Source organism: Streptomyces sp. NBC_00207 (assembly GCF_045160965.1).
GTDB lineage: Bacteria > Actinomycetota > Actinomycetes > Streptomycetales > Streptomycetaceae > Streptomyces.
Window position 1 is genome coordinate 8617538 of sequence record NZ_CP130715.1, and the last position, 19348, is coordinate 8636885.

Below are 19348 nucleotides of genomic sequence, written 5' to 3' on the forward strand. Positions count from 1 at the left end.
CACCCCGGGGTGTAAGCCCGGGGGCCGATGTCCCCACATGGGCCCGCTGGTTACCGTCGCGGCATGAACACCCCACCCAGCAATGCGAAGAGCAGGAAGCGCGCCGAGAGCGCGGGCCGGCGTGTGGAGGGCTCCGACGGCTCCGCGCCGACACCGCCGTCGGCCGGCGCGGCGTGGGGCGGAGCCGTCCTCTACCTCCTCATCCCGGGCCTGCTGATCGGCGGCGTCCCGTACGCGGCCGGGCCGCTCCTCGGGGCGGTGCTGCTGCTCGCCGTGACCCCGCTCTTCGGACTCCTGCGCCGCCGGCCCCTGGTGGCGCTCGCCTTGACCCTCCTCGGGGGCATGCTCGTCGCCGCGGCCAGCCGGGACCACACCCCGGGCCGGTTCCTGGTGTTCATGGCCTCGGACCTCGCGCTCGGATTCATCGTCGCCACGCGCTCGCGGCGGCACGCGCTCATCGCCACCGCCATGGTGGTCGTCGTCGAGCTCCCGGCCGTCGGACTGCTGTCGGTCGGGCCCTACGACATGATGAGCACCGGTCTGATCGCCTCACTGTCCCTGGGCGCCGTCTACATGACCGGCCTGCGGTTCCGCGAGCGCCGGGAGCACACGGTGGAACTGCGGTCGAAGGAGGTCTCCGAGGCGGTGACCGCGGAACGGCTGCGCATCGCCCGCGAGTTGCACGACATGGTCGCCCACAGCGTCGGCGTGATCGCCATCCAGGCCGGTGTGGGCAGCCGGGTCATCGAGACGCAGCCGGCGGAGGCCCGCGCCGCCCTGCAGGCCATCGAGGCCACCAGCCGGGAAACCCTGTCGGGCCTTCGCCGTACGCTGGTGGCACTGCGCCAGGCGCAGCCGGACGCCCTCCACGGGCAGGCGCCCCTCGGCCCCGCCCCCGGACTGGCGGACCTCGGCGCCCTCGTGGCCACGACCGCCGCCGCCGGGGTGCTGGTGGACGTACTGCGGGAGGGGGAGGAGCGCCAACTCCCGCCCGACATCGACCTGTCGGCCTACCGCATCGTGCAGGAGGCGCTGACCAACGTGGTCCGCCACGCGGGCACCGGGCACTGCCGGGTCACCATCGGATACGGGGAACAGGAGCTGACCGTGGAGGTCGCCGACGACGGGCGCGGGACGCCCGACGGCATCGGGAGCACGGGATTCGGCATCACCGGGATGCGCGAGCGGGTCAGCCTGCTGCACGGCCGGTTCACCGCCGGGCCGCGTGCCACCGGCGGATTCCGGGTCGAGGCGGTGCTGCCGCTGCCACTGGCGGTCACCGCGGCGGCAGCCGTGGCCGAAGGCGGAGGAGAGGCCCGGTGAGCGGGGTTCCCGCGCCGCCGGTGCGCGTACTGCTCGTGGACGACCAGCCGCTGGTCCGCTCCGGCCTGCGCGTACTGATCGCGGACACCGCCGACCTGGAGGTCGTCGGCGAGGCCGGTACGGGTGCGGAGGCGGTCCGCCTCGCAGCGGAACTGCGCCCCGACGTGGTCGTGATGGACATCCGGATGCCGGGGATGGACGGGATCGAGGCCACCCGGCTGATCACCGGAGGGAACGGGGAAAGCGGTGGCCCCGGGGCGACCGAGGGCGTCAGGATCCTCGTCCTGACCACCTTCGACGAGGACGACCACGTCTACGGGGCGCTGCGCGCCGGCGCGAGCGGGTTCGCCGTGAAGGACATGGCCCTGGAGGAGATCCTCGCGGCGATCAGGATCGTCGCCGCCGGAGACGCCCTGATCGCGCCGGGCGTGACGCGCCGGCTGATCGCGGACTTCGTCGGACGGCCTGGGCCCCCGGCGGCGGAGCCGGCCCTGAGGTCCGTCGCCGGTATCACCGAGCGGGAGCGGGAGGTCCTCACCCTGGTCGGGCGGGGCCGTTCGAACGGGGAGATAGCCGAGGAGCTGTTCATCTCGGCCGCCACGGCCAAATCCCACGTATCGCGCCTGTTCACCAAGCTCGGCGCCCGGGACCGGGTCCAACTCGTCATCACGGCCTACGAGATGGGACTGGTCGCACCGCCCCGATGAGGGGCCCGGGCGCCGGAGCAGGGCGGGGCTGGGCGGGACAGCTGACGGGGAAACGATTCCTCAGGCGGTCACGGTCTCCGTGCGGGCCTCGTCCCGGCGCCCGGCGGACGCGGTCGGGCGCGAGGCGAACAGCCCGTCCGCGGCGAGGGCGCCGGGGCCGGTGAAGACCAGCAGGAGGAAGGCCCAGCAGAACATCGCGGAGGCCTCGCCGCCGTTCTGCAGCGGCCAGAGCGCACCGGGCTGGTGCACGGTGAAGTAGGCGTACGCCATCGAGCCGGAGGCGACGAAGGCGGCCGACCGGGTGCCGAGGCCCAGCAGGACCAGGACGCCGGCGACCAGCTGGATGGCGGCGGCGTACCACCCCGGCCAGGTGCCGGCGGCGACCGTGCCGCCGCCGTGGGCGCCGCCGAGGACGCCGAAGAGGGAGGCGGCGCCGTGGGAGGCGAACAGCAGCCCCGTGACGATCCGGAACAGGCCGACGGCATAGGGCTGGGCGTGCTGGAGACGTGTGTTCATGGGGGGAGGCTCCTTCGGTTGGGGACGGGTCCCGAAGTCGTGCCGAGATGCTCAAGCGGAGCAAGCCAAAGGTTAGGTAAGCCTAACTGGCCTGGCAAGCGCGAGTTACGGCCACCGGCCGAGGGGATCCGACGCTACCCCGCGGGCGGAAGGCGGCACCGGCGGCGCGCGCGGGGTTCCCCTCCTCGGCGGCAGCCGGCGGAACACGGCGTCGCGGGCCGACCGAGCGGGGAGCCGGGCGCCAGGCGGGCCGGGCGGCAACCCGGCGAGGGGCCGCCGGGAGCCGGGCAGGGCAGGGGTGGCGATCGGGACCTGCCGGTCCGTTCCCCTGTGACGGACCGGCAGGTCCTCGTCTCCCCCCGAGCCTAGGTCCGGCCCGCGCCCCCGCATGTGCATCGTGTGCAGGCTCCGTTGATCTTCCGTGCAGATCGTTTGGGCCGCCCGGAGGGCGTGGCCCGCCGGTCGGCCCCGCCTGCTGGCGCCGCGTGCAGCGGTGCGGTCCGCTGGAGGGGTGAGCATCCCTCCCGGCCGCGGCTGGTGGACCGGACTCCCGCCCGCTGCGGGAGCCGCCGTCATGGCGGCCGGCATCATCTCCGTCGGCCTGCACCTGACCGGGTACGAGGCGGCCTCGCTGGTCGCCCTCGCCCTCGCCGCTGCCCTGTGGCTCGTGCTCGCCGCCGACTTCACGGCCCGGCTGGTGGGCGACCGCGGCCGGTTCCGCGCCGAGGCCGACACCCCGGCCGCGCTGACGGCTGTCGCCGCCACCACGGTCATCGGCACCCGGCTCTCCATGCTCGGATGGCAGACCGTGGCGGCCGCCCTGCTCGCGCTCTCCGCGGCGCTCTGGCCCGGGCTGCTGCTGAACGTCGTACGGCGCTGGGGGCGGCGGATGCCGGGGGCGGCGTTCCTCGTCTGCGTGGCCACCCAGGGCCTGGCCGTCCTCGCGACGGTCGTGGCCGCCGCCGGCGGCCACGACTGGCTGGCCTGGGCGGCGTTGGCCGCCTTCTGCCTCGGGCTGGTGCTCTACGCGGCGGCCTTCCTGCGCTTCGACCTCCGCGAGGTGGTGGGCGGCGCGGGCGACCACTGGGTCGCGGGCGGGGCGCTGTCCATCTCCGCCCTGGCCGGATCCAAGCTCACGGCGTCGCCCGTATGGACGGGAACGGCGCACGAGGTCCTGCGCAACGTCACACTGGCCGTGCTCGCCCTGTCCCTCCTCTGGTACGTCGTCCTCCTCGCCGCCGAACTGCGCCACCCGCGGCCGTGCTACGACATCCGGCGCTGGGCCACCGTGTTCCCGCTCGGCATGACCGCCGTGGCCTGTCTCTCCGTGGCCGGCCCGGCCGGCGTCGCCTGGCTGCTCCCGCTGGGCGAGGTCCTGCTGTGGATCGCCGTGGGCGCCTGGCTGCTGACCTTCGCCGCGCTGGTCGCCTCCCACGTCAAGGCCCGCCTCGGTCCCCGGCGCCCGCCCGGCACCGGGACCAAGGCCGGATGACGACGTCCCACCTCCTGCCCGCGTACGAGATGGAACGCACCTCGGCGGTCGCGGACAACACGATGAACCGTGAAGGAGGGCTCGCCGGCGTCAACAGCTGGCGGCAGCGGGAGGCCGTCAGTAGGGTCCCGGCATGGCATACACGTTCCAGGTGACCATCGACTCGGCCCATCCGCACACCCTCGCCGACTGGTGGGCGGACGCCCTCGGCTGGGAAGTGGAGCCCAGCGACGAGAAGTTCATCCGCAGCATGGTGGAAGCGGGGCAGGCGACCGAGGCGGACACCACCACCCACCACGGCACCCTCGTCTGGAAGTCGGGCACGGGCATCCGCCACCCGGAGGGCCTGCAGCGCGCCCCCCGCATCCTCTTCCAGTTCGTTCCCGAGCCCAAGACGGTCAAGAACCGGGTCCACCTCGACGTCCGCACCGGCGCCGACGACCCGCGGGCCGTGGTCGAACGCCTCATCGCCAAGGGCGCCCGGCACCTCCACGAAGGCAGCCAGGGCCCCAGCACCTGGACGACACTCGCCGACCCCGAGGGCAACGAGCTCTGCGTCTCGCACTAGCGCGGCCTAGGCTGCCTCCGTGAACGTCATCCTCTTCGGCGCGACCGGCATGCTCGGCCGGGGCGTCCTGCGCGAATGCCTGCGTGACGACTCCGTCGAGAGCGTCCTGGTCATCGGACGCACCCCGCTCGGCGTGAGCCACCCCAAACTGCGCGAACGCGTCCAGGCGGACCCGTCCGACCTGTCCGCCGCAGAGGTCGACCCGGCCGCGTACGACGCCTGCTTCTTCTGCCTCGGGGTCTCCTCGGTCGGCATGAAAGAGGAGGAGTACCGGCGCGTCACCCACGACCTGACACTCGCCGTGGCCCGGCCGCTGGCCGCCGCCAACCCCGGGCTGACCTTCGTCTTCGTTTCCGGCGAAGGCACGGACAGCACCGAGCGCGGCCGGCTCATGTGGGCCCGGGTCAAGGGGAAGACCGAGAACGACCTGTTGGAACTGCCCTTCCGCGCCTACATGTTCCGCCCCGGCATCGTCCAGCCGGTGCGCGGAGTGCCCTCCAAGAGCCGGCTCAACCGCACCGTGTACGCGATCACAGCGCCGCTGATCCCGCTGGTCCGCCGGTTCGCGCCGAACCTCGTCATCACCTCCGACACCTTCGGCCGTGCCATGATCGCCGTCGCCACGCCCGGCACCCGGGTGCCCGGCCACATCCTGCGCCCCGCCGACATCAACCGCCTGGGCGCTTCCCCGACCAGGCGAAACTGAGTACCGGGCACACCCTCCCGCAGGTGAGAATGAGCCATCTCAATCCGGGAGGAACCCATGAGCCAGGAGACCCTGACTCTGCATGACCTGCTGCCCGCCCAGGCGCTGGCGGCCTCGATCGACGCCGGGTACGTGACCCGCAAGTCGCACCCCGAACTGCCGCTGTCCATCTACACCTACACACGGACGGCGCAGTACGAGCGCGTCTGGGACCAGGTCACCACGCGCTGCCGCGGACTCGTCGCCGACGACACCACCGGCGCGATCGTCGCCCTGCCGCTGCCGAAGTTCTTCAACGTCGGCGAGCACGAGGCGGGCATGCCCTACGCGCCCGCCCTCCCGGACGAGCCGTTCGAGGTGTACGACAAGGTCGACGGCAGCCTCGCCGTGGTCTTCCACTACGCGGGCCGCTGGCGGGTCGCCTCCAAGGGTTCCTTCATCAGCTCCCAGGCGACCTGGGCCCAGCGGCGCCTCGACGGCAAGGACACCTCCGCGCTGCGCCCGGGCGTCACGTACCTCGCGGAGATCCTCTACCCGCAGAACCGCATCGTCGTGAACTACGGCGACCGCCGCGACCTCGTCCTCCTCGCCGCCTTCGGCGCGGACGGCACAGAGGTCCCGCTCGCCGAGGCCGCGCCCCACTGGGAGGGCATCGGATCCGTCGTCAAGGTGTGGCCCGCCATGCCCCTCGATGAGCTGATGGCGCTGACCGAGTCCAACACCATGCCCGGCGGCGCCGCGGCCACCGGCACCGACGCCGAGGGCTTCGTCCTGCGCTTCGCCTCCGGCGTGCGCGCCAAGGCCAAGCTGTCCGAGTACGTGCGCCTCCACGGGGTGCTCACCGGGGTCAACGAGCGGGACATCTGGCGCAGCCACGGCATCCAGCGGTTCGCCGGCCTGCCCGCGGGCCGGCTCGCGCAGGGCCTCAACTGCACCGTCGCCGAGGTCGAGGCCTCGGGCGGCAAGCCGCTGGACGCGCTGCTGCAGCAGGTGCCCGACGAGTTCGACGCCTGGGTGCGCGAGGTGATCACCCGCCTGGAGGCGCGGGCCGCGGCGCACGAGCGCGCCGTCGACCAGGCCTACGCGAGCCTCGTGCACCTGGCCGCCGACCGGGGCGCCTTCGCCCGCGCCGTCAAGGAACTGCCGGACCGGGAGGTCCGCCCGGCGATGTTCATGCGGCTCGACGGCCGGTCGACCGAGCTCACCACCTGGCGCCACGTACGGCCGGAGGTGGCCGACTCGTACACCACCGACGAGGAGGGCCGGGAGGAGCCGCAGGGAACGCGCCGGCCCTCGCCCGGGGCCGCGCCGCGCGCCGCCGCACCGGCAGCGGCCCGTCCGGCGCAACCGGCCCCGGCCGTCCGGCAGCCCGCGGTCCGGCAGCCCGCCGTGCAGAACGACATCGCGCGGGAGGCGGGTCCGCAGGAGGCCGAGGGCGGGGCCGAGGAGGCCGCGCTGCCCGTCGTGCACGTCATGACGGGACTGCCGGCCTCCGGCAAGACGACCGCGGCCCGTGCCCTCCAGGCACGCTCCGGCGGCCGGATGCGCCGGGTCAACCTCGACGACCTCCGGGCGATGCTCGACCTTCCGGACCCGACGCGGAGCCGGTCCTTCGCGCACGAGCAGACCGTGCTGGAGGTCCAGGACGCGGCGGTCCGCGCGGCCGTGGACGGCGGCTTCGACGTGGTCGTCGACAACACGCACCTGACGAAGCACATCCCGAAGCGGCTCAAGGCGGCCGTCGGCGGGCTCGCGACCTTCGTCGTGCACGACTTCACCGACGTCCCGCTGGAGGAGTGCCTGCGCCGCGACGCGGCGCGCGAACGGCAGGTGGGCGAGGAGATCATCCGGATCCTGGCCGAGAAGCACGAGAAGGCCCGCAAGGGCGGCTGGCGGCTCACGGCGGAGTGGATGAACGGGACGTCCGGCGCGGCGGCCGTGCCGCCAGTGACCGCGTACGTCCCCGATCCGGCGCTGCCGGCCGCGGTGCTGTGCGACATCGACGGCACCCTCGCGCTGACGGGCGACCGCGGGCCGTACGACTTCTCCCGCTGCGAGCTCGACCTGCTCAACGAGTCGGTCCGGCACGCGCTGGACGCCTTCAAGCGGGCCGACGGCGACACCATCGTGCTGCTGTCGGGGCGCAGTGAGGAGCACCGCCCGCAGACCGAGTCCTGGCTGCGGCGGCACGACGTGCCGTACGACGAGCTGTGGATGCGGGCGGCCGGTGACACGCGCCGCGACGACGTGGTGAAGGCGGAGCTCTTCGACGCGCACGTGCGCCACCGCTACGCGGTGCGGATGTCGCTCGACGACCGGGACCGTGTGGTCGCGGTCTGGCGCCGGATGGGCCTGCCCACCTGGCAGGTCAACTACGGGGACTTCTGACCGTGGCGCCGGGCGTGCTGATCGTGGACGGCGCGAACGTCGTCGGTTCCGTGCCCGACGGCTGGTGGCGGGACCGTCGGGGCGCGGCCGAGCGGCTGCGCGACCGGCTGGCCGGGCGGGGCGGCGACGAGGAGATCATCCTCGTCGTCGAAGGCGCCGCCCGGGGTGTCGAGTCCGTTCCCGGGGTACGCGTGGACGCGGCCCCCGGGAGCGGTGACGACCGGATCGTGGAACTGGCCGCGGCCCATGCGGACCGCGGCTGCGTCGTGGTCACGGCGGACCGGGAACTGCGCGAGCGGGTCCGGGCGTACGGAGTGGAGTGCGTGGGGCCCCGTACCGTACGCCCGGCGGACTGACCCGGGGTCAGCGGCAGTACTTCACCTCGGAGAGGTTCTTGACGTAGCGCGCGGAGACCCAGCGCTCCTTCTCGTACGCGGCGCGGCCGGCGCTGTCGGTGCTGTTCGCCAGGTCCTCGTGGTCGTACAGGCGGTACCAGATGCGGTTCCCGTCGACCTTCTCGCCGTACGCCTTGCACTTGATCTCGACCTTGCCGTGCGGGTACACGTGGCCGAGGGACTTCGAGTGGGTGGTCGGCTTGCTGCGGACCTTCAGCGGGCCCTTGGAGACGACCTTGCCGATGGCGTGCTTGTACTCCGGGTAGGTGCCGGGCTGGCCGTCACCGACGACGATCTCACGCGGCGGCCGGTTGTCACCGTCGTCCGCGACGGCGGCGCCCGCTCCGGCCAGACCGAGAACCAGGCTTCCGGCGGCGAGAGCGAGGATGGTTCTGGTGGGCTTCAGCATGAGCCGGCTCCTCTACGAAGACGTCCGCCCGGCCGCGTCGCGCGGCGCGGTGGCGGCAACCAGGCGGTTGCCAGGGACGACTATGACGAGGACGGGAGCCCTAGCCCCGGTGGCTCACCGAGCTTTAGCCCGATATGACCAATCTGTCCCGTTGCTGCGCGGCGGCCGTGCCCGCCCCCGAACGGGCACGGCCGCGCAGCGGGGCCCCGGGGGGACAGGGCCGGTGCCGGCCGGTGAACCGGCGGAGCCGAATCTACGCGCGGACCGCACCCGGCCGCGCCCATCCACGGGTTGAGACCGGCCTACCCCATGGGGTGTCGACGCTATACAACCAGGGTTGTACACAAGGGGGGTTGCTGTGCACTTCGTCAGACACCCGGCCGCGGTCCGGATCCGGGGCGGGCTTCCGGCCGCCGGCGCGATCGTGCACGCCGTCGGCTCGCCGCGCCCGCGCGAGGTTCCGGCCCGGGCCGCATTCCCGTGGTACTCCGGCGCGCACGGCGGACACGCCGGTGCCGCCACCCGGAAGACCGCCGGTCAGGGGTTGATCGACTTGCGCGAACGGGCGACGATCCACCACGGCACGGCGACCGCCGTCCCCGCCCCCGAGGGCGGCTTCGAGATCGGCCCGCGGGTCCGCGCGCCGCGACCGGGAGGGGGTCACGCCCATGCCGTCCGTGCTCGTCGTCGATGACCAGTTCCTGATCCGGTCCGGACTGACCGCGCTGCTGACCGCAGCACCGGGCTACGAGGTCGTCGGCGAGGCCTGCGACGGCGAGGAGGCGGTCCGGCTCGCCGCCGAGACCCGGCCCGACGTCGTCCTCATGGACATCCGGATGCCCGGCACCGACGGGATCGCCGCCACCGAGCGGATCCTGGCCGGCCGGGAGGACCCCGCGGACGGCGGGCCCAAGGTACTCGTCCTGACCACCTTCGACTCCGACGAGCACGTCTTCCGCGCGCTGCGGGTGGGCGCCAGCGGCTTCCTCGTCAAGGACACCCCGCCCGAGCGGCTGCTCGCCGCCATCTCCACCGTGCACGCCGGCGAGATGCTGTTCAGCCCCCGGGCCCTGCGCGGACTGATCGACGCCTACGCCGCCCCGACCGCCCGCGCCCCGCACCCCGGCCTGGACACCCTGACCCCGCGCGAGCACGAGGTGCTCGCCCTGGTCGGCGCCGGACTGTCCAACGCCCAGATCGCCGTACGGCTCGTCCTCAGCCCGGCCACCGTCAAGACGCACGTGCACCGCTGCATGAGCAAGCTGGCGCTGAACAGCCGCGCCCAGGCCGTCGTCGTGGCCCACGAGTTCGGCCTCGCCGCCCGAATGCCCTGACCGCGCGGCTCCCCGGATGCGGGCGGTGGCGGCCCGGGCGAGAGTGGGTGCCATGGGTATCGAAGACTACGGCGGCGGGGCCGGGGCACAAGAGACCGGCGTACTCGTCGTCACGACCAACGACGTCCCCGGCTACCGGGTCGAGCGGGTCATCGGCGAGGTCTTCGGCCTCACCGTGCGCTCCCGCCACCTGGGCAGCCAGATCGGCGCGGGCCTGAAGTCGATGATCGGCGGCGAGCTGAAGGGCCTGACCAAGACCCTGGTGCAGACCCGCAACCAGGCCATGGAGCGGCTCATCGAGCAGGCGAAGGCGCGCGGCGCGAACGCCGTGCTGATGATGCGCTTCGACGTCACCGACGCCGCCGACGTCGGGACCGAGGTGTGCGCCTACGGGACGGCCGTGGTCCTGGTCCCCGCATCCACCTGACCCCTCCGGACACTCCACGCGCAGTGAAGTCCAGGACGGCGCTCCGCTTTGTCCATGGGCCTGCCCCGGCCCCGGCCCGCAAGCTGTCGGATCAGTGAGCGGACCGCCCGGGGCTGCGTGCCGAGCGGTCTTCCGTCCAGGAAGCGCCGACTCCCGGAGGTCCGATGCACACCCCCCAGTGGCCGGCCGCAGCCGCGGTGGCCGGCCTGGTCGCCACCCTGTTCGTGGCCGCGCCCGCCGCCCCCGCCGTGGCGGCCGCACCCGTGACGATCACCTCGCCCGAGCTGTCCGTCAGCGTGGACAGCGGCTTCCCCCGGATCATCGGCTACACCCGGCGCGCCACCGGGGACGTGCTGCACGGCAACGAGGACCCGCTGAGCGCCGTCGTGGTGAACGGGACCACCTACACACCGGCCGTGACCTCGGTCCCGTCCGCCTCCGCCGTCGACTACGCGCTCACCTTCTCCGGCGTCACCATCAGGGCCCGCATCTCGGTGGCCGGTTCCACCGCGGAGTTCAAGGTCACCGCGATCGAGGACACCGCCGTCCTGCGCGTACGCAGCCTCGCGATCCCCGACCACCACCTCGTCAGCGTCCGCAGCGACCAGCCGGGCGCCGCGCTCTCCACGGCCACCATGCACACCGCCACCACCGGCACCGGGGACGCCTTCACCCCCGTCACCGCGAGCACGCCCGTCGACGCCGCCGCGACCACCGTGATGTACGGAATGGTCAACACGGGCAGACTGGCCGCCGCCATCGACTCCAACTCCCTCTACGACACGCCCTCCGGCACCACGGCCCGGGAGAACGGCCGGATCAGCAAGCGGGTCACCGACAAGGGAGGCTACCGCCGCGCCGGACTGTGGAGCGGCGCCTGGCTCCACCGTCCCGCGGGCGCGGCCGACACCGACACCGAGCCGCTCCCGTACGCCCGTATCGCCGTCACCGCCGACCGCAACGCGGACTCCGTCGTGGACTGGCAGGACGCCGCCGTCGCCTACCGGGACATCTGGAGCCCGCCCACCGGCTGGCAGGACACCGCCGACCGGGTCGTGCAGCGGATCCCCTTCAACTTCGCCTCCCAGGCCACCCACCCCTTCGCGCAGACCCTCGACGAGACCAAGCGGGTCGGCCTGGCCACGGACGGCCTCGGGCAGTTCGTGCTCCTCAAGGGATACGCCTCCGAAGGCCACGACTCCGCGCACATGGACTACAAGAACATCGGCTCCAGACTGGGCGGCGCCGCCGGCCTGAACGCCCTCACCACCGCCGGTCACGCCTACAACGCCGACTTCGGCGTGCACATCAACGCCACCGAGGAGTACCCGGTCTCGGCCACCTTCGACCCGGCTCGCCAGAGCGGCGGACTCGGCTGGGACTGGCTCGACCAGTCCTACTACGTGGACACGAGGAAGGACGGCCAGTCCGGCGGGCGGCTGAAGCGCCTGCAGGACCTCAAGGCCGCCGCTCCCGGACTCGACTTCCTCTACGTGGACGTCTGGTACGGCGACGGCTACGTCTCCCGCAGGCTCCAGCGCGACATCTCCGGGCTCGGCCTCCAACTGGCGACGGAGTTCCCCCACACCCTCACCGAACAGTCCCTCTGGCACCACTGGGCGGCCGACGTCGACTACGGCGGCAGCGACCTGAAGGGCGTCAACTCCACCATCGCCCGGTTCATCGCCAACCACGCCAAGGACGACTGGATCGCCCGCGACCCGCTCCTCGGCGGCGCCGAGGTGACCGCCTACGAGGGCTGGCAGGGCAAGAAGGACTTCACCGCCTTCCTCAACACCACCTTCGCGGTCAACCTGCCGACCAAGTACCTCCAGGAGTCCCCGGTCGTGAAGTGGACCGCCGACACGGTCACCCTCGCCAACGGCACCACCGTCACCACCACCGGCAACAAGCGCCGGATCACCACGGCCGGCCGCACCGTCCTGTCCGGGGACGCCTACCTGCTGCCCCGCGACGGCAAGCTCTACCACTGGAACGACAAGGCGGGCTCCACCACCTGGACCCTGCCCGCCGGCTGGACCGCCCCCAGGCTGTACCGGCTCACCGACACCGGACGCCAACCGGTCGGCGACCTCGCCGTGAGCCAGGGCCGGATCACCATCGACGCCGCCGCCCGCACCGCCTACGTGGTCACCGACGGCGCCGCGCCCGCCCAGGCCGACCCGAAGTGGGGCGAGGGCACCCCGGTCAGGGACCCTTCCTTCTACGCGGGCGACCTGAACGCCTGGACCGTCACCGGGAGCGGCGCCGCCGTCGCCCGCAACGCCCAGGGCCAGAGCGAGCTCACCTTCGCCCCCGGCACCACCCCGGCCGTCTCCCAGCAGCTCACCGGGCTCGCCCCCGGCACCTACGCCGCCTCGGTCTGGGTCTCCACCCCCGCCGGCCGGGCCGCCACCCTCACCGTCACCCCGGCCGGCGGGGCCGCAGCCTCCGTGTACGCCGACTCCTCACCGCTGACCAACAGCCTCGGCGGCAGCGAGAAGAACGGCACGAAGATGCAGCGCATGAAGGTGCTCTTCGACGTCCCCGCCGGGCAGTCCACCGCCACCCTCGAGCTGTCCGCGGCCGCCGGACCGGGCACCGGCGCCGTCCACCTGGACGACGTACGCGTGGTCCCCTCCGCCCGCTCCCCGCTCGGCGGCCACTTCTTCGCCGAGGACTTCGAGAACGCCGACGCCGGCTGGGGCCCCTTCGCCTTCGGCGGAGCGGGCGGTTCCGCCACCGACCCGCGCACGCACATCGCCCAGCGCAACGCCCCGTACACGCAGGCCGGATGGAACGGAAAACCGGTCGACGACGTGATCGGCGGGCAGAACTCCCTCAAGTCGCACGAGGAGCGGACCGGGCTCGTCTACCGCACCCTCCCGCAGACCCTTCGGCTGACCCCGGGGCGCTCGTACAAGGTGTCCTTCTCCTACGAGAGCGGCTTCAGCGGCGACTACCGGTTCGTCACGGGATCCGGGACCACCGAGACCGCCACCGCCCTCGACCAGGCCCGTACGCCCACCACCTTCACCCGGACCTTCACCGCCGGCGCCGACGCCTGGATCGGGGTACGGAAGGCCACCCCCGAGGACTCCCACAACGAGGCCGACCTGATCCTCGACGACCTGACCGTGGACGACCTCGGACCGGCCGGCGGCGGTGAAATCCTCGTCCCGCAAAGTCAGATGAGCGTCAAGGCGGTCGACAGCCAGGAGACCGCCGGTGAGAACGGCGCCGCCGCCAACGTCCTCGACGGGGACGCCGCGACGATCTGGCACACCCAGTGGTACGCCGCCACCGCACCCATGCCGCACGAGATCACCCTCGACCTCGGCGCCGCCTACGACGTCTGCACCCTGCACTACCTGCCCCGGCAGTCGCAGGGCAACGGACGCGTCGCCGGCTACCAGGTGTTCACCTCCACCGACGGGACCACCTGGGGGACGGCCGCGGCCGCCGGGACCTTCCCGGACACGACGGCCCGGCAGGACGTCACCTTCACGGCGCGCACCGCCCGCTACGTCAGGCTCAGGGCCACCAGCGAGGTGGCCGGAAACCCGTGGACCTCGATCGCGGAACTCAACATCGGATACCGGCCGTAGAAGCGGGCGCCGGCAGGCAGACTGGGTGCCGTGACGACATTGCACAAAGGCGCCAACCTGCCCGTCGGAGCCGCCTCCGTGCGGGCCGTGCTCTGCTGGTCGGCCGGGCCGGGCGTGCCGGACGTGGACGCGTCCGCACTGCTGCTGACGGCGGCCGGACGGGTCCGCTCCGACGACGACTTCGTCTTCTACAACCAGCCGCGCCACGCATCCGGAGCCGTGCGGCACCTCGGCAAACAGTCCGGCACCGACACCATCGGGGTCGATCTGGGAATGCTGGAGGCCGGCATCGAGCGCGTCGTGCTGTGCGCGTCCGCCGACGGCGGCACTTTCGGCCAGGTCCCCGGGCTGCACCTGCGGCTGCTGGACGCGGTGTCCGCGGCCGAGCTGGCCCGCTTCGACATGGAGGCCGGCCCGGAGACGGCCTTCCTGAGCGGAGAGCTTTACCGGCGGGCGGGCGTCTGGAAGTTCCGGGCCGTCGGCCAGGGGTACGCGAGCGGCCTGGCCGGGCTGGCACGGGACTTCGGCATCACCGTGGACGAGGAGCCGCGGCCCGCCGCCCCGCAGCCCGCTGTCCCGCGGCCCGCCGCCCCGGTGGTTCCCTCCCCGGCGGTCCCTCCGCCGGTCGTCTGGCCCGACCCGGCCCCGGCCGAGCCGGAACCCCCGTCGGTCCCGACGGTACGGATGGCCAAGGGCGAGGAACAACTCCCGCCCGCCGTCCGCGAACTCCTCTCCCTGCGCAAGCAGCAGGTCGCGGTCAGCCTGCGCAAACAGGGCGTCGCGACCCTGACCGCCCGCGTCGTCCTCGTCCTCGACGCCTCCGGTTCGATGGCGGGCCACTACACCCGCGGCACCGTCGCGGGCGTCGCCGAGCGGATGGCCGCCGTCGCCGCACAGCTCGACGACGACGGGCAGATGCAGGCCTGGACCTTCGCGACGAACCCGGCCCGCCTGCCGGACCTGGAGATCGGCGAGCTGCCCGCATGGCTGCGCCTGCACGTACGCGTCGGCCAGATCGGGCTGTTCGGGCGCCGGAAGCCGCCCAAGGGCCTGGTCCCCGGCCAGATCGACATGCGCGCGGTCGGCATCGGCAACGAGGAGCAGAAGGTCATCGCGCAGGTGCGTGCCTTCGTACGGGACCACCCGGTGCCCGCCCCGACGCTGGTGCTCTTCTTCTCCGACGGCGGCGTGTACCGCAACGCCGAGATCGAGCGGGAGCTGCGGGAGGCCGTCGAGGAGCCGCTGTTCTGGCAGTTCATCGGCCTGGGCCGGGCCCAGTACGGGGTCCTGGAGTACTTCGACACCCTGCCCGGACGGCGGGTCGACAACGTCGGCTTCTTCGCGGTCGACGACATCGAGCGGCTCTCCGACCCGGAGCTGTACGACCGGCTGCTGTCGGAGTTCCCGTCCTGGGTGCGTGCCGCCCGCGCGGCCGGCATCCTGCGCTGACGGCCCGCGGCCTGCAGGGCCCGTACGTCTACCGGACGGGCCCCCGGACCGACTGCTGGGCGCGGAAGCGTACGGGTGCCATGCCCACCCGGCGGCTGAACAGCCGGCTGAAGTAGGCCGGGTCCTCGTAGCCGACCCGCCGGGCGATCCCGGCGACCGGCAGGTCGGTGCGGGCCAGCAGCTCCTTCGCCCGGCTCACCCTGATCCCGAGGAGGTACTCCTTGGCCCCCTCACCGGTGCTGCGCCGCACCGCCCGGCGCAACTGCGGCAGCGGCATCCCGAGACGGGCGGCGTGCTCGGTCACGGACATCGGCAGCAGGGCGTCCCGCGCCAGCGCGTCCATCACCGCGTCCCCGTGTCCGGACGTCTCGGCACGGGCGTAGCGCAGGGCCACGAGCAGCCCGTGCACGGCGGCCGCGGCCTCGACCTCCAGCAGCGGTCCGCCGCGCCGTGCGGCCCGGACGATCCCGTCGACGACGTGCTGCACTCCGGCCGTCGCGCCGAGCGGCACCAGCGGGCGGTCCGGGGTGACGTAGCCCAGGTCGGTGTACGCGGCCACGGCGGTCCCGGCGAAGTCGACGAAGCACTCGTCCCAGCCGGTCAACGGGTCGGGCCCGTAGTGGTGTTCCACTCCCGGCACCAGCCACAGCAGCGCGGGCGCGGCCACCGGCTGCGGCGGCCGGCCCCCGTGACCGAACCAGCCCCGGCCGCGGGTGACGACCACGGCGACGTGGTGGTCGAGCGCACGCGGCCCGACCACCGGCAGCACGCCCTGCTGGACCCCCACGCCAAGGCAGACCAGGCCGAGCCTGCGGTGGTTGGCGGTGGGGGAGAAGTACCGCATCCAGCTGCTGTACGGGGGCGCGTGGCGAGCGGGCTTCGGCATCTGCGGATTGTGATCCACGAGCCCCGGCGCCCTCAAGGGGATGCGGCAGCCCGGTCACCGCGCGGAGTCCGCGTGGGCACTGCCGGGCGTCCGCGCGGGCGTTGCGGGGGTCCGGCCCGGGCGCAGGCCCACGGCCAGCCCCGCGACCACCACCAACAGGCCCAGCCACACCGCCGGTCCCGGGACGCCGCTGCCGGTCAGGACCCCGGCGCCGGCCGCGGCCGGCGGCGCGACCCCGGTCAGCAGCCCGGCGCGGCCCGCGCCCACGGAGGCCACCGTGCGGTACCAGAGCAGGAACGCCACCGCCGTCACCATGACGGCGAGGTACCCCGCCGCCGCCCACTGGACCGGCCCGAGCGAGCCCAGGTCGGCAGGGCGCTCGAAGACCACCGCGAGCCCCGCCAGCATCAGAGCCCCCAGCCACACCGCGTGCACGGACACCCCCCACGGGCCGTGCCGACGCAGCACCGGCACGGCGAGCAGGGTGAACCCGGCCTCGCAGCCCAGCGCGAGCGCCGCCCAGCCCACCCCGGCGGCGTCGGTGCGGCCCGTCCCCTCGACCAGCACCGCCCCGGCCACCACCACCGGAGCCGCCAGCAGCACCTGGCGGCTGGGCCGCCGCCGCTCCAGGAACGGGCCGATCAGTCCCAGCAGAATCGGTACGGAGGCCACCGCGACGGCGATGACGGCGGGTTCGGCGTGCGCCACCCCGCGCACGACCGCCACGTTGAACAGCACCAGCCCGGTCGCCGCGATCCCGGCCAGCCACAGCCATTCCCGCCCGCGCGGCCGCAGGACCGGCACCCGCGCGGCGCGGGCCAGGGCCAACAGCAACAGCGCGGCGGCGGCGTACCGGACGGCCTGTGTGGCGAACAGAGGGGCGTCGACGAGCGAACGGGAGACGGTGACGCTGCTGCCGACCAGCGCCATCCCCGCGATGCCGGGGGCCAGGTCCCGGAACGCGGTGGAGGCTCCGGTCGCGGTCGCGGTCGCGGCCGTGGTCGTGGTCGTGGGCGAATTCGTGGTCGTGGTCGCGGGCGAATTCGTGGTCGTGGTCGCGGTGGGGGTTCTCTGCATGAGATCCAGCGTGGCCGCACAATGGTCCGATGAGCAGGTCCAATGAAGGCGTGATCGAGGGGTCCAAAAGCCCGGGCGGCTCGGACTTCCTCCAGCTCGACCTCGGCCAGGCCCCGCCGGGCGGCCGCACCGACTGGCTGGCGGGTCGGCTCCGCGCGGCCATCGCCGACGGCCGGCTGCCCGTCGGCAGCCGGCTCCCGGCCAGCCGCGTCCTCGCCGCCGAACTGCGCGTCTCCCGCGGGCTCGTCACCGAGGCCTACCAGCGGCTCGCCGAGACCGGCCAGGTCCGCGGCCGTGGCCGGGGCGGCACCGTGGTGGTCGCCGGCCCGCCGCCGGTGGCCGGGCCGGCGCCCGCCCCGGACCGGGGCGGGCTGGTGGACGCCCTGCGCGCCGTGCCCTGCCGGATCGACCTCTCGCCCGGCGTCCCCGACCTCACCGCCTTTCCCCGTACGGCCTGGCTGCAGGCCGAGCGCCGGGTGCTCGCCGGTCTGACCCCGGCCGACTTCGGCTACGGCAACCCCCAGGGCGCGCCCGCCCTGCGCGAGGCGGTCGCCGGCTGGCTGGCCCGCAACCGCGGCATCCGCGCCGACCCCGACGAGGTGGTGATCGTCGCGGGCGTCGCCCAGGCCCTGGGGCTGCTGGCGCAGGTCCTGCGCGAGGAAGGCGTGCACCGGGTCGCGGTGGAGGATCCCGGCTCGCTCGGGGCCCGGCAGCAGCTGGAGTACGGACGGCTGGAGACGGTTCCCGTACGGGTGGACGAGGCCGGGCTCGACGTGGCCGCGCTCCGCGCGAGCGGGGCCGGGGCCGTGCTGCTCACCCCGGCGCACCAGTTCCCGACCGGGGTGGTCCTCGACGGCGAGCGCCGGAGGGACCTGCTCGGCTGGGCGGCCGCCGGGGGCCTGGTCATCGAGGACGACTACGACGCCGAGCACCGCTACGACCGCGCGCCCGTCCCCGCCCTGCGCGCCCTGCATCCCGAGGCCGTCTGCTATGCCGGGAGCGTCTCCAAACTCCTCGCCCCCGCCCTGCGCCTGGGCTGGCTGCTGGTGCCGCCGCGGCTGCGTGACGCGGTGACCGCCGCCAAGCGCTACGCCGACCTGGGCAACCCGGTCCTCGCCCAGCTGGTCCTCGCCCGGCTGATGGACTCGGGCGAGCTGGAGCGGCACCTGCGCCACGTCCGGCGCCGCCACCGGCGCCGCCGCGACGCCATGCTCCGGGCCCTCGCCGACCACCTGCCGGGGGCCAGGGTGCACGGCGCGGCGGCCGGCCTGCACCTGATGGTCACCTTCGACGCGGCCGGCTTCGAGGACACGGCGCTGGCCTCGGCGGCGCTGGCCCTGGGCGTCAAGACCCACCCGCTGTCCTGGCACCGCGTCCGGCCGGGCCCGCCGGGCCTGATCCTCGGCTACGCGGCGGGCTCGGCCGGCGAGATCGAGGAGGGCATCGCCACCCTGGGCACCGCCCTGCGCGGGCTGCCGGAAACCGGGCCGAAAGTTTTTCCGGATCGGCGGCAACCTCCCGGAGGGTCGCGCGTCGTGCGGGGGTGAAGGGCGCAGTCCCGCGTCCTCGACCCGACCGTGGAGAACCACCGTGAAGAACCTGAAGCGCGCCCTGCGTGCCCCCCTGGCCGTTCGCCGGACGGCCGTGATCGCCGCCGCGGCCGGAGTGGCCGTCTCCCTCGCAGGGCCGGCCTCCGCCGCGAGCGGCAGCTCGCCCGCGCCCGCTCCGTCGGTCAGCGTCCCGGCCAGCGCCTCTCCCAGCGAGGGGGCCAAGCCGGTCCCCTCGGTCAGCACCCCGCCGAGCGAGGGCTCGGGCGCGAAGAGCGCGGCGCCCAGCGCCGCTCCCGGCGCGGCGCCCAGCGTCTCCCCGTCGAGCCCGGGGACGCCCGGCCCCAAGCCCAGCGCCTCCCCGTCCGAGGCGGGCCCCACCGCCGAGGGGGCCGAGCTCGCGCATACTGGCTCCTCGGCGACCACCATGGCCCTCGGGGCGGGGGCCACCGGTCTGGTCCTCGCCGGAGCCGGAGCCCTGTACGCCGTGCGGCGCCGCGCGAACTGAGGAATCCC

Annotated in this window: 18 protein-coding genes; 14 read left to right on the top strand and 4 right to left on the bottom strand. The window is 74.0% G+C overall.

Annotated elements, in window-relative coordinates; all coding sequences use genetic code 11:
- The first annotated feature begins 63 nt into the window (after positions 1-63).
- Positions 64-1323, top strand: coding sequence for a sensor histidine kinase (locus OG472_RS39765; protein ID WP_405942844.1), 1260 nt, complete (start codon positions 64-66; stop codon positions 1321-1323).
- Complete coding sequence (locus OG472_RS39770) at positions 1320-2030, top strand: response regulator (protein WP_401610679.1); 711 nt, start codon at positions 1320-1322, stop codon at positions 2028-2030. The genes OG472_RS39765 and OG472_RS39770 overlap by 4 nt, the downstream gene beginning before the upstream one ends.
- Before the next feature lie 60 nt (positions 2031-2090).
- Here OG472_RS39770 and OG472_RS39775 read toward each other — a convergent pair whose 3' ends face one another.
- Complete coding sequence (locus tag OG472_RS39775; RefSeq protein ID WP_405942845.1) at positions 2091-2546, bottom strand: DoxX family protein; 456 nt, start codon at positions 2544-2546, stop codon at positions 2091-2093.
- Positions 2547-3057: 511 nt separating this feature from the next.
- On the opposite strand from OG472_RS39775, the gene OG472_RS39780 reads away from it, so the two are divergent.
- The 5 genes from OG472_RS39780 to OG472_RS39800 all read left to right on the top strand — a co-directional run bounded on the left by OG472_RS39780 (position 3058) and on the right by OG472_RS39800 (position 8056).
- Positions 3058-4038: a hypothetical protein gene (locus OG472_RS39780; RefSeq protein WP_405834047.1), complete on the top strand. Its 981-nt coding sequence runs from the start codon at positions 3058-3060 to the stop codon at positions 4036-4038.
- Positions 4039-4171: 133 nt separating this feature from the next.
- Positions 4172-4606 (top strand): VOC family protein, encoded by a 435-nt coding sequence (locus tag OG472_RS39785; protein WP_401610684.1) that lies wholly within the window; start codon positions 4172-4174, stop codon positions 4604-4606.
- A 19-nt stretch (positions 4607-4625) separates the two neighbouring features.
- Positions 4626-5312 (top strand): epimerase, encoded by a 687-nt coding sequence (locus OG472_RS39790; protein WP_401610686.1) that lies wholly within the window; start codon positions 4626-4628, stop codon positions 5310-5312.
- A 57-nt stretch (positions 5313-5369) separates the two neighbouring features.
- On the top strand, positions 5370-7700 hold the full coding sequence (locus OG472_RS39795) for an RNA ligase (RefSeq protein WP_401610688.1): 2331 nt from the start codon (positions 5370-5372) through the stop codon (positions 7698-7700).
- Positions 7701-7702: 2 nt separating this feature from the next.
- The gene (locus OG472_RS39800; RefSeq protein ID WP_401610690.1) at positions 7703-8056 is read left to right on the top strand and encodes an NTP pyrophosphohydrolase; all 354 of its coding nucleotides are present in this window, start codon (positions 7703-7705) and stop codon (positions 8054-8056) included.
- A 7-nt stretch (positions 8057-8063) separates the two neighbouring features.
- Here the strand turns inward: OG472_RS39800 and OG472_RS39805 are convergent, their stop codons facing one another.
- Positions 8064-8504, bottom strand: a complete 441-nt coding sequence (locus tag OG472_RS39805) for an SH3 domain-containing protein (protein WP_401610692.1) — start codon at positions 8502-8504, stop codon at positions 8064-8066.
- A gap of 358 nt (positions 8505-8862) precedes the next feature.
- Between OG472_RS39805 and OG472_RS39810 the strand changes: the two genes are divergently transcribed.
- The 5 genes from OG472_RS39810 to OG472_RS39830 all read left to right on the top strand — a co-directional run bounded on the left by OG472_RS39810 (position 8863) and on the right by OG472_RS39830 (position 15322).
- The gene (locus OG472_RS39810) at positions 8863-9198 is read left to right on the top strand and encodes a hypothetical protein (protein ID WP_405942846.1); all 336 of its coding nucleotides are present in this window, start codon (positions 8863-8865) and stop codon (positions 9196-9198) included.
- The gene (locus OG472_RS39815; protein WP_383577784.1) at positions 9173-9838 is read left to right on the top strand and encodes a response regulator; all 666 of its coding nucleotides are present in this window, start codon (positions 9173-9175) and stop codon (positions 9836-9838) included. Before OG472_RS39810 ends, OG472_RS39815 begins: the two co-directional genes overlap by 26 nt.
- 52 nt (positions 9839-9890) lie before the next feature.
- On the top strand, positions 9891-10265 hold the full coding sequence (locus OG472_RS39820; protein ID WP_361766478.1) for a YbjQ family protein: 375 nt from the start codon (positions 9891-9893) through the stop codon (positions 10263-10265).
- A gap of 164 nt (positions 10266-10429) precedes the next feature.
- Positions 10430-13873, top strand: a complete 3444-nt coding sequence (locus tag OG472_RS39825) for an endo-alpha-N-acetylgalactosaminidase family protein (RefSeq protein ID WP_405942847.1) — start codon at positions 10430-10432, stop codon at positions 13871-13873.
- Positions 13874-13903: 30 nt separating this feature from the next.
- Positions 13904-15322: a VWA domain-containing protein gene (locus tag OG472_RS39830; RefSeq protein WP_405942848.1), complete on the top strand. Its 1419-nt coding sequence runs from the start codon at positions 13904-13906 to the stop codon at positions 15320-15322.
- A gap of 28 nt (positions 15323-15350) precedes the next feature.
- Here OG472_RS39830 and OG472_RS39835 read toward each other — a convergent pair whose 3' ends face one another.
- Positions 15351-16208: a helix-turn-helix domain-containing protein gene (locus OG472_RS39835; RefSeq protein ID WP_405942849.1), complete on the bottom strand. Its 858-nt coding sequence runs from the start codon at positions 16206-16208 to the stop codon at positions 15351-15353.
- A 54-nt stretch (positions 16209-16262) separates the two neighbouring features.
- Positions 16263-17285, bottom strand: a complete 1023-nt coding sequence (locus OG472_RS39840) for a DMT family transporter (RefSeq protein WP_405942850.1) — start codon at positions 17283-17285, stop codon at positions 16263-16265.
- A 29-nt stretch (positions 17286-17314) separates the two neighbouring features.
- Between OG472_RS39840 and OG472_RS39845 the strand changes: the two genes are divergently transcribed.
- Together OG472_RS39845 and OG472_RS39850 are read left to right on the top strand one after the other, a co-directional pair.
- Positions 17315-18832, top strand: a complete 1518-nt coding sequence (locus OG472_RS39845) for a PLP-dependent aminotransferase family protein (protein WP_401610702.1) — start codon at positions 17315-17317, stop codon at positions 18830-18832.
- A gap of 43 nt (positions 18833-18875) precedes the next feature.
- Positions 18876-19340: an LPXTG cell wall anchor domain-containing protein gene (locus OG472_RS39850; protein ID WP_401610704.1), complete on the top strand. Its 465-nt coding sequence runs from the start codon at positions 18876-18878 to the stop codon at positions 19338-19340.
- The last annotated feature ends 8 nt before the right edge of the window (positions 19341-19348 follow it).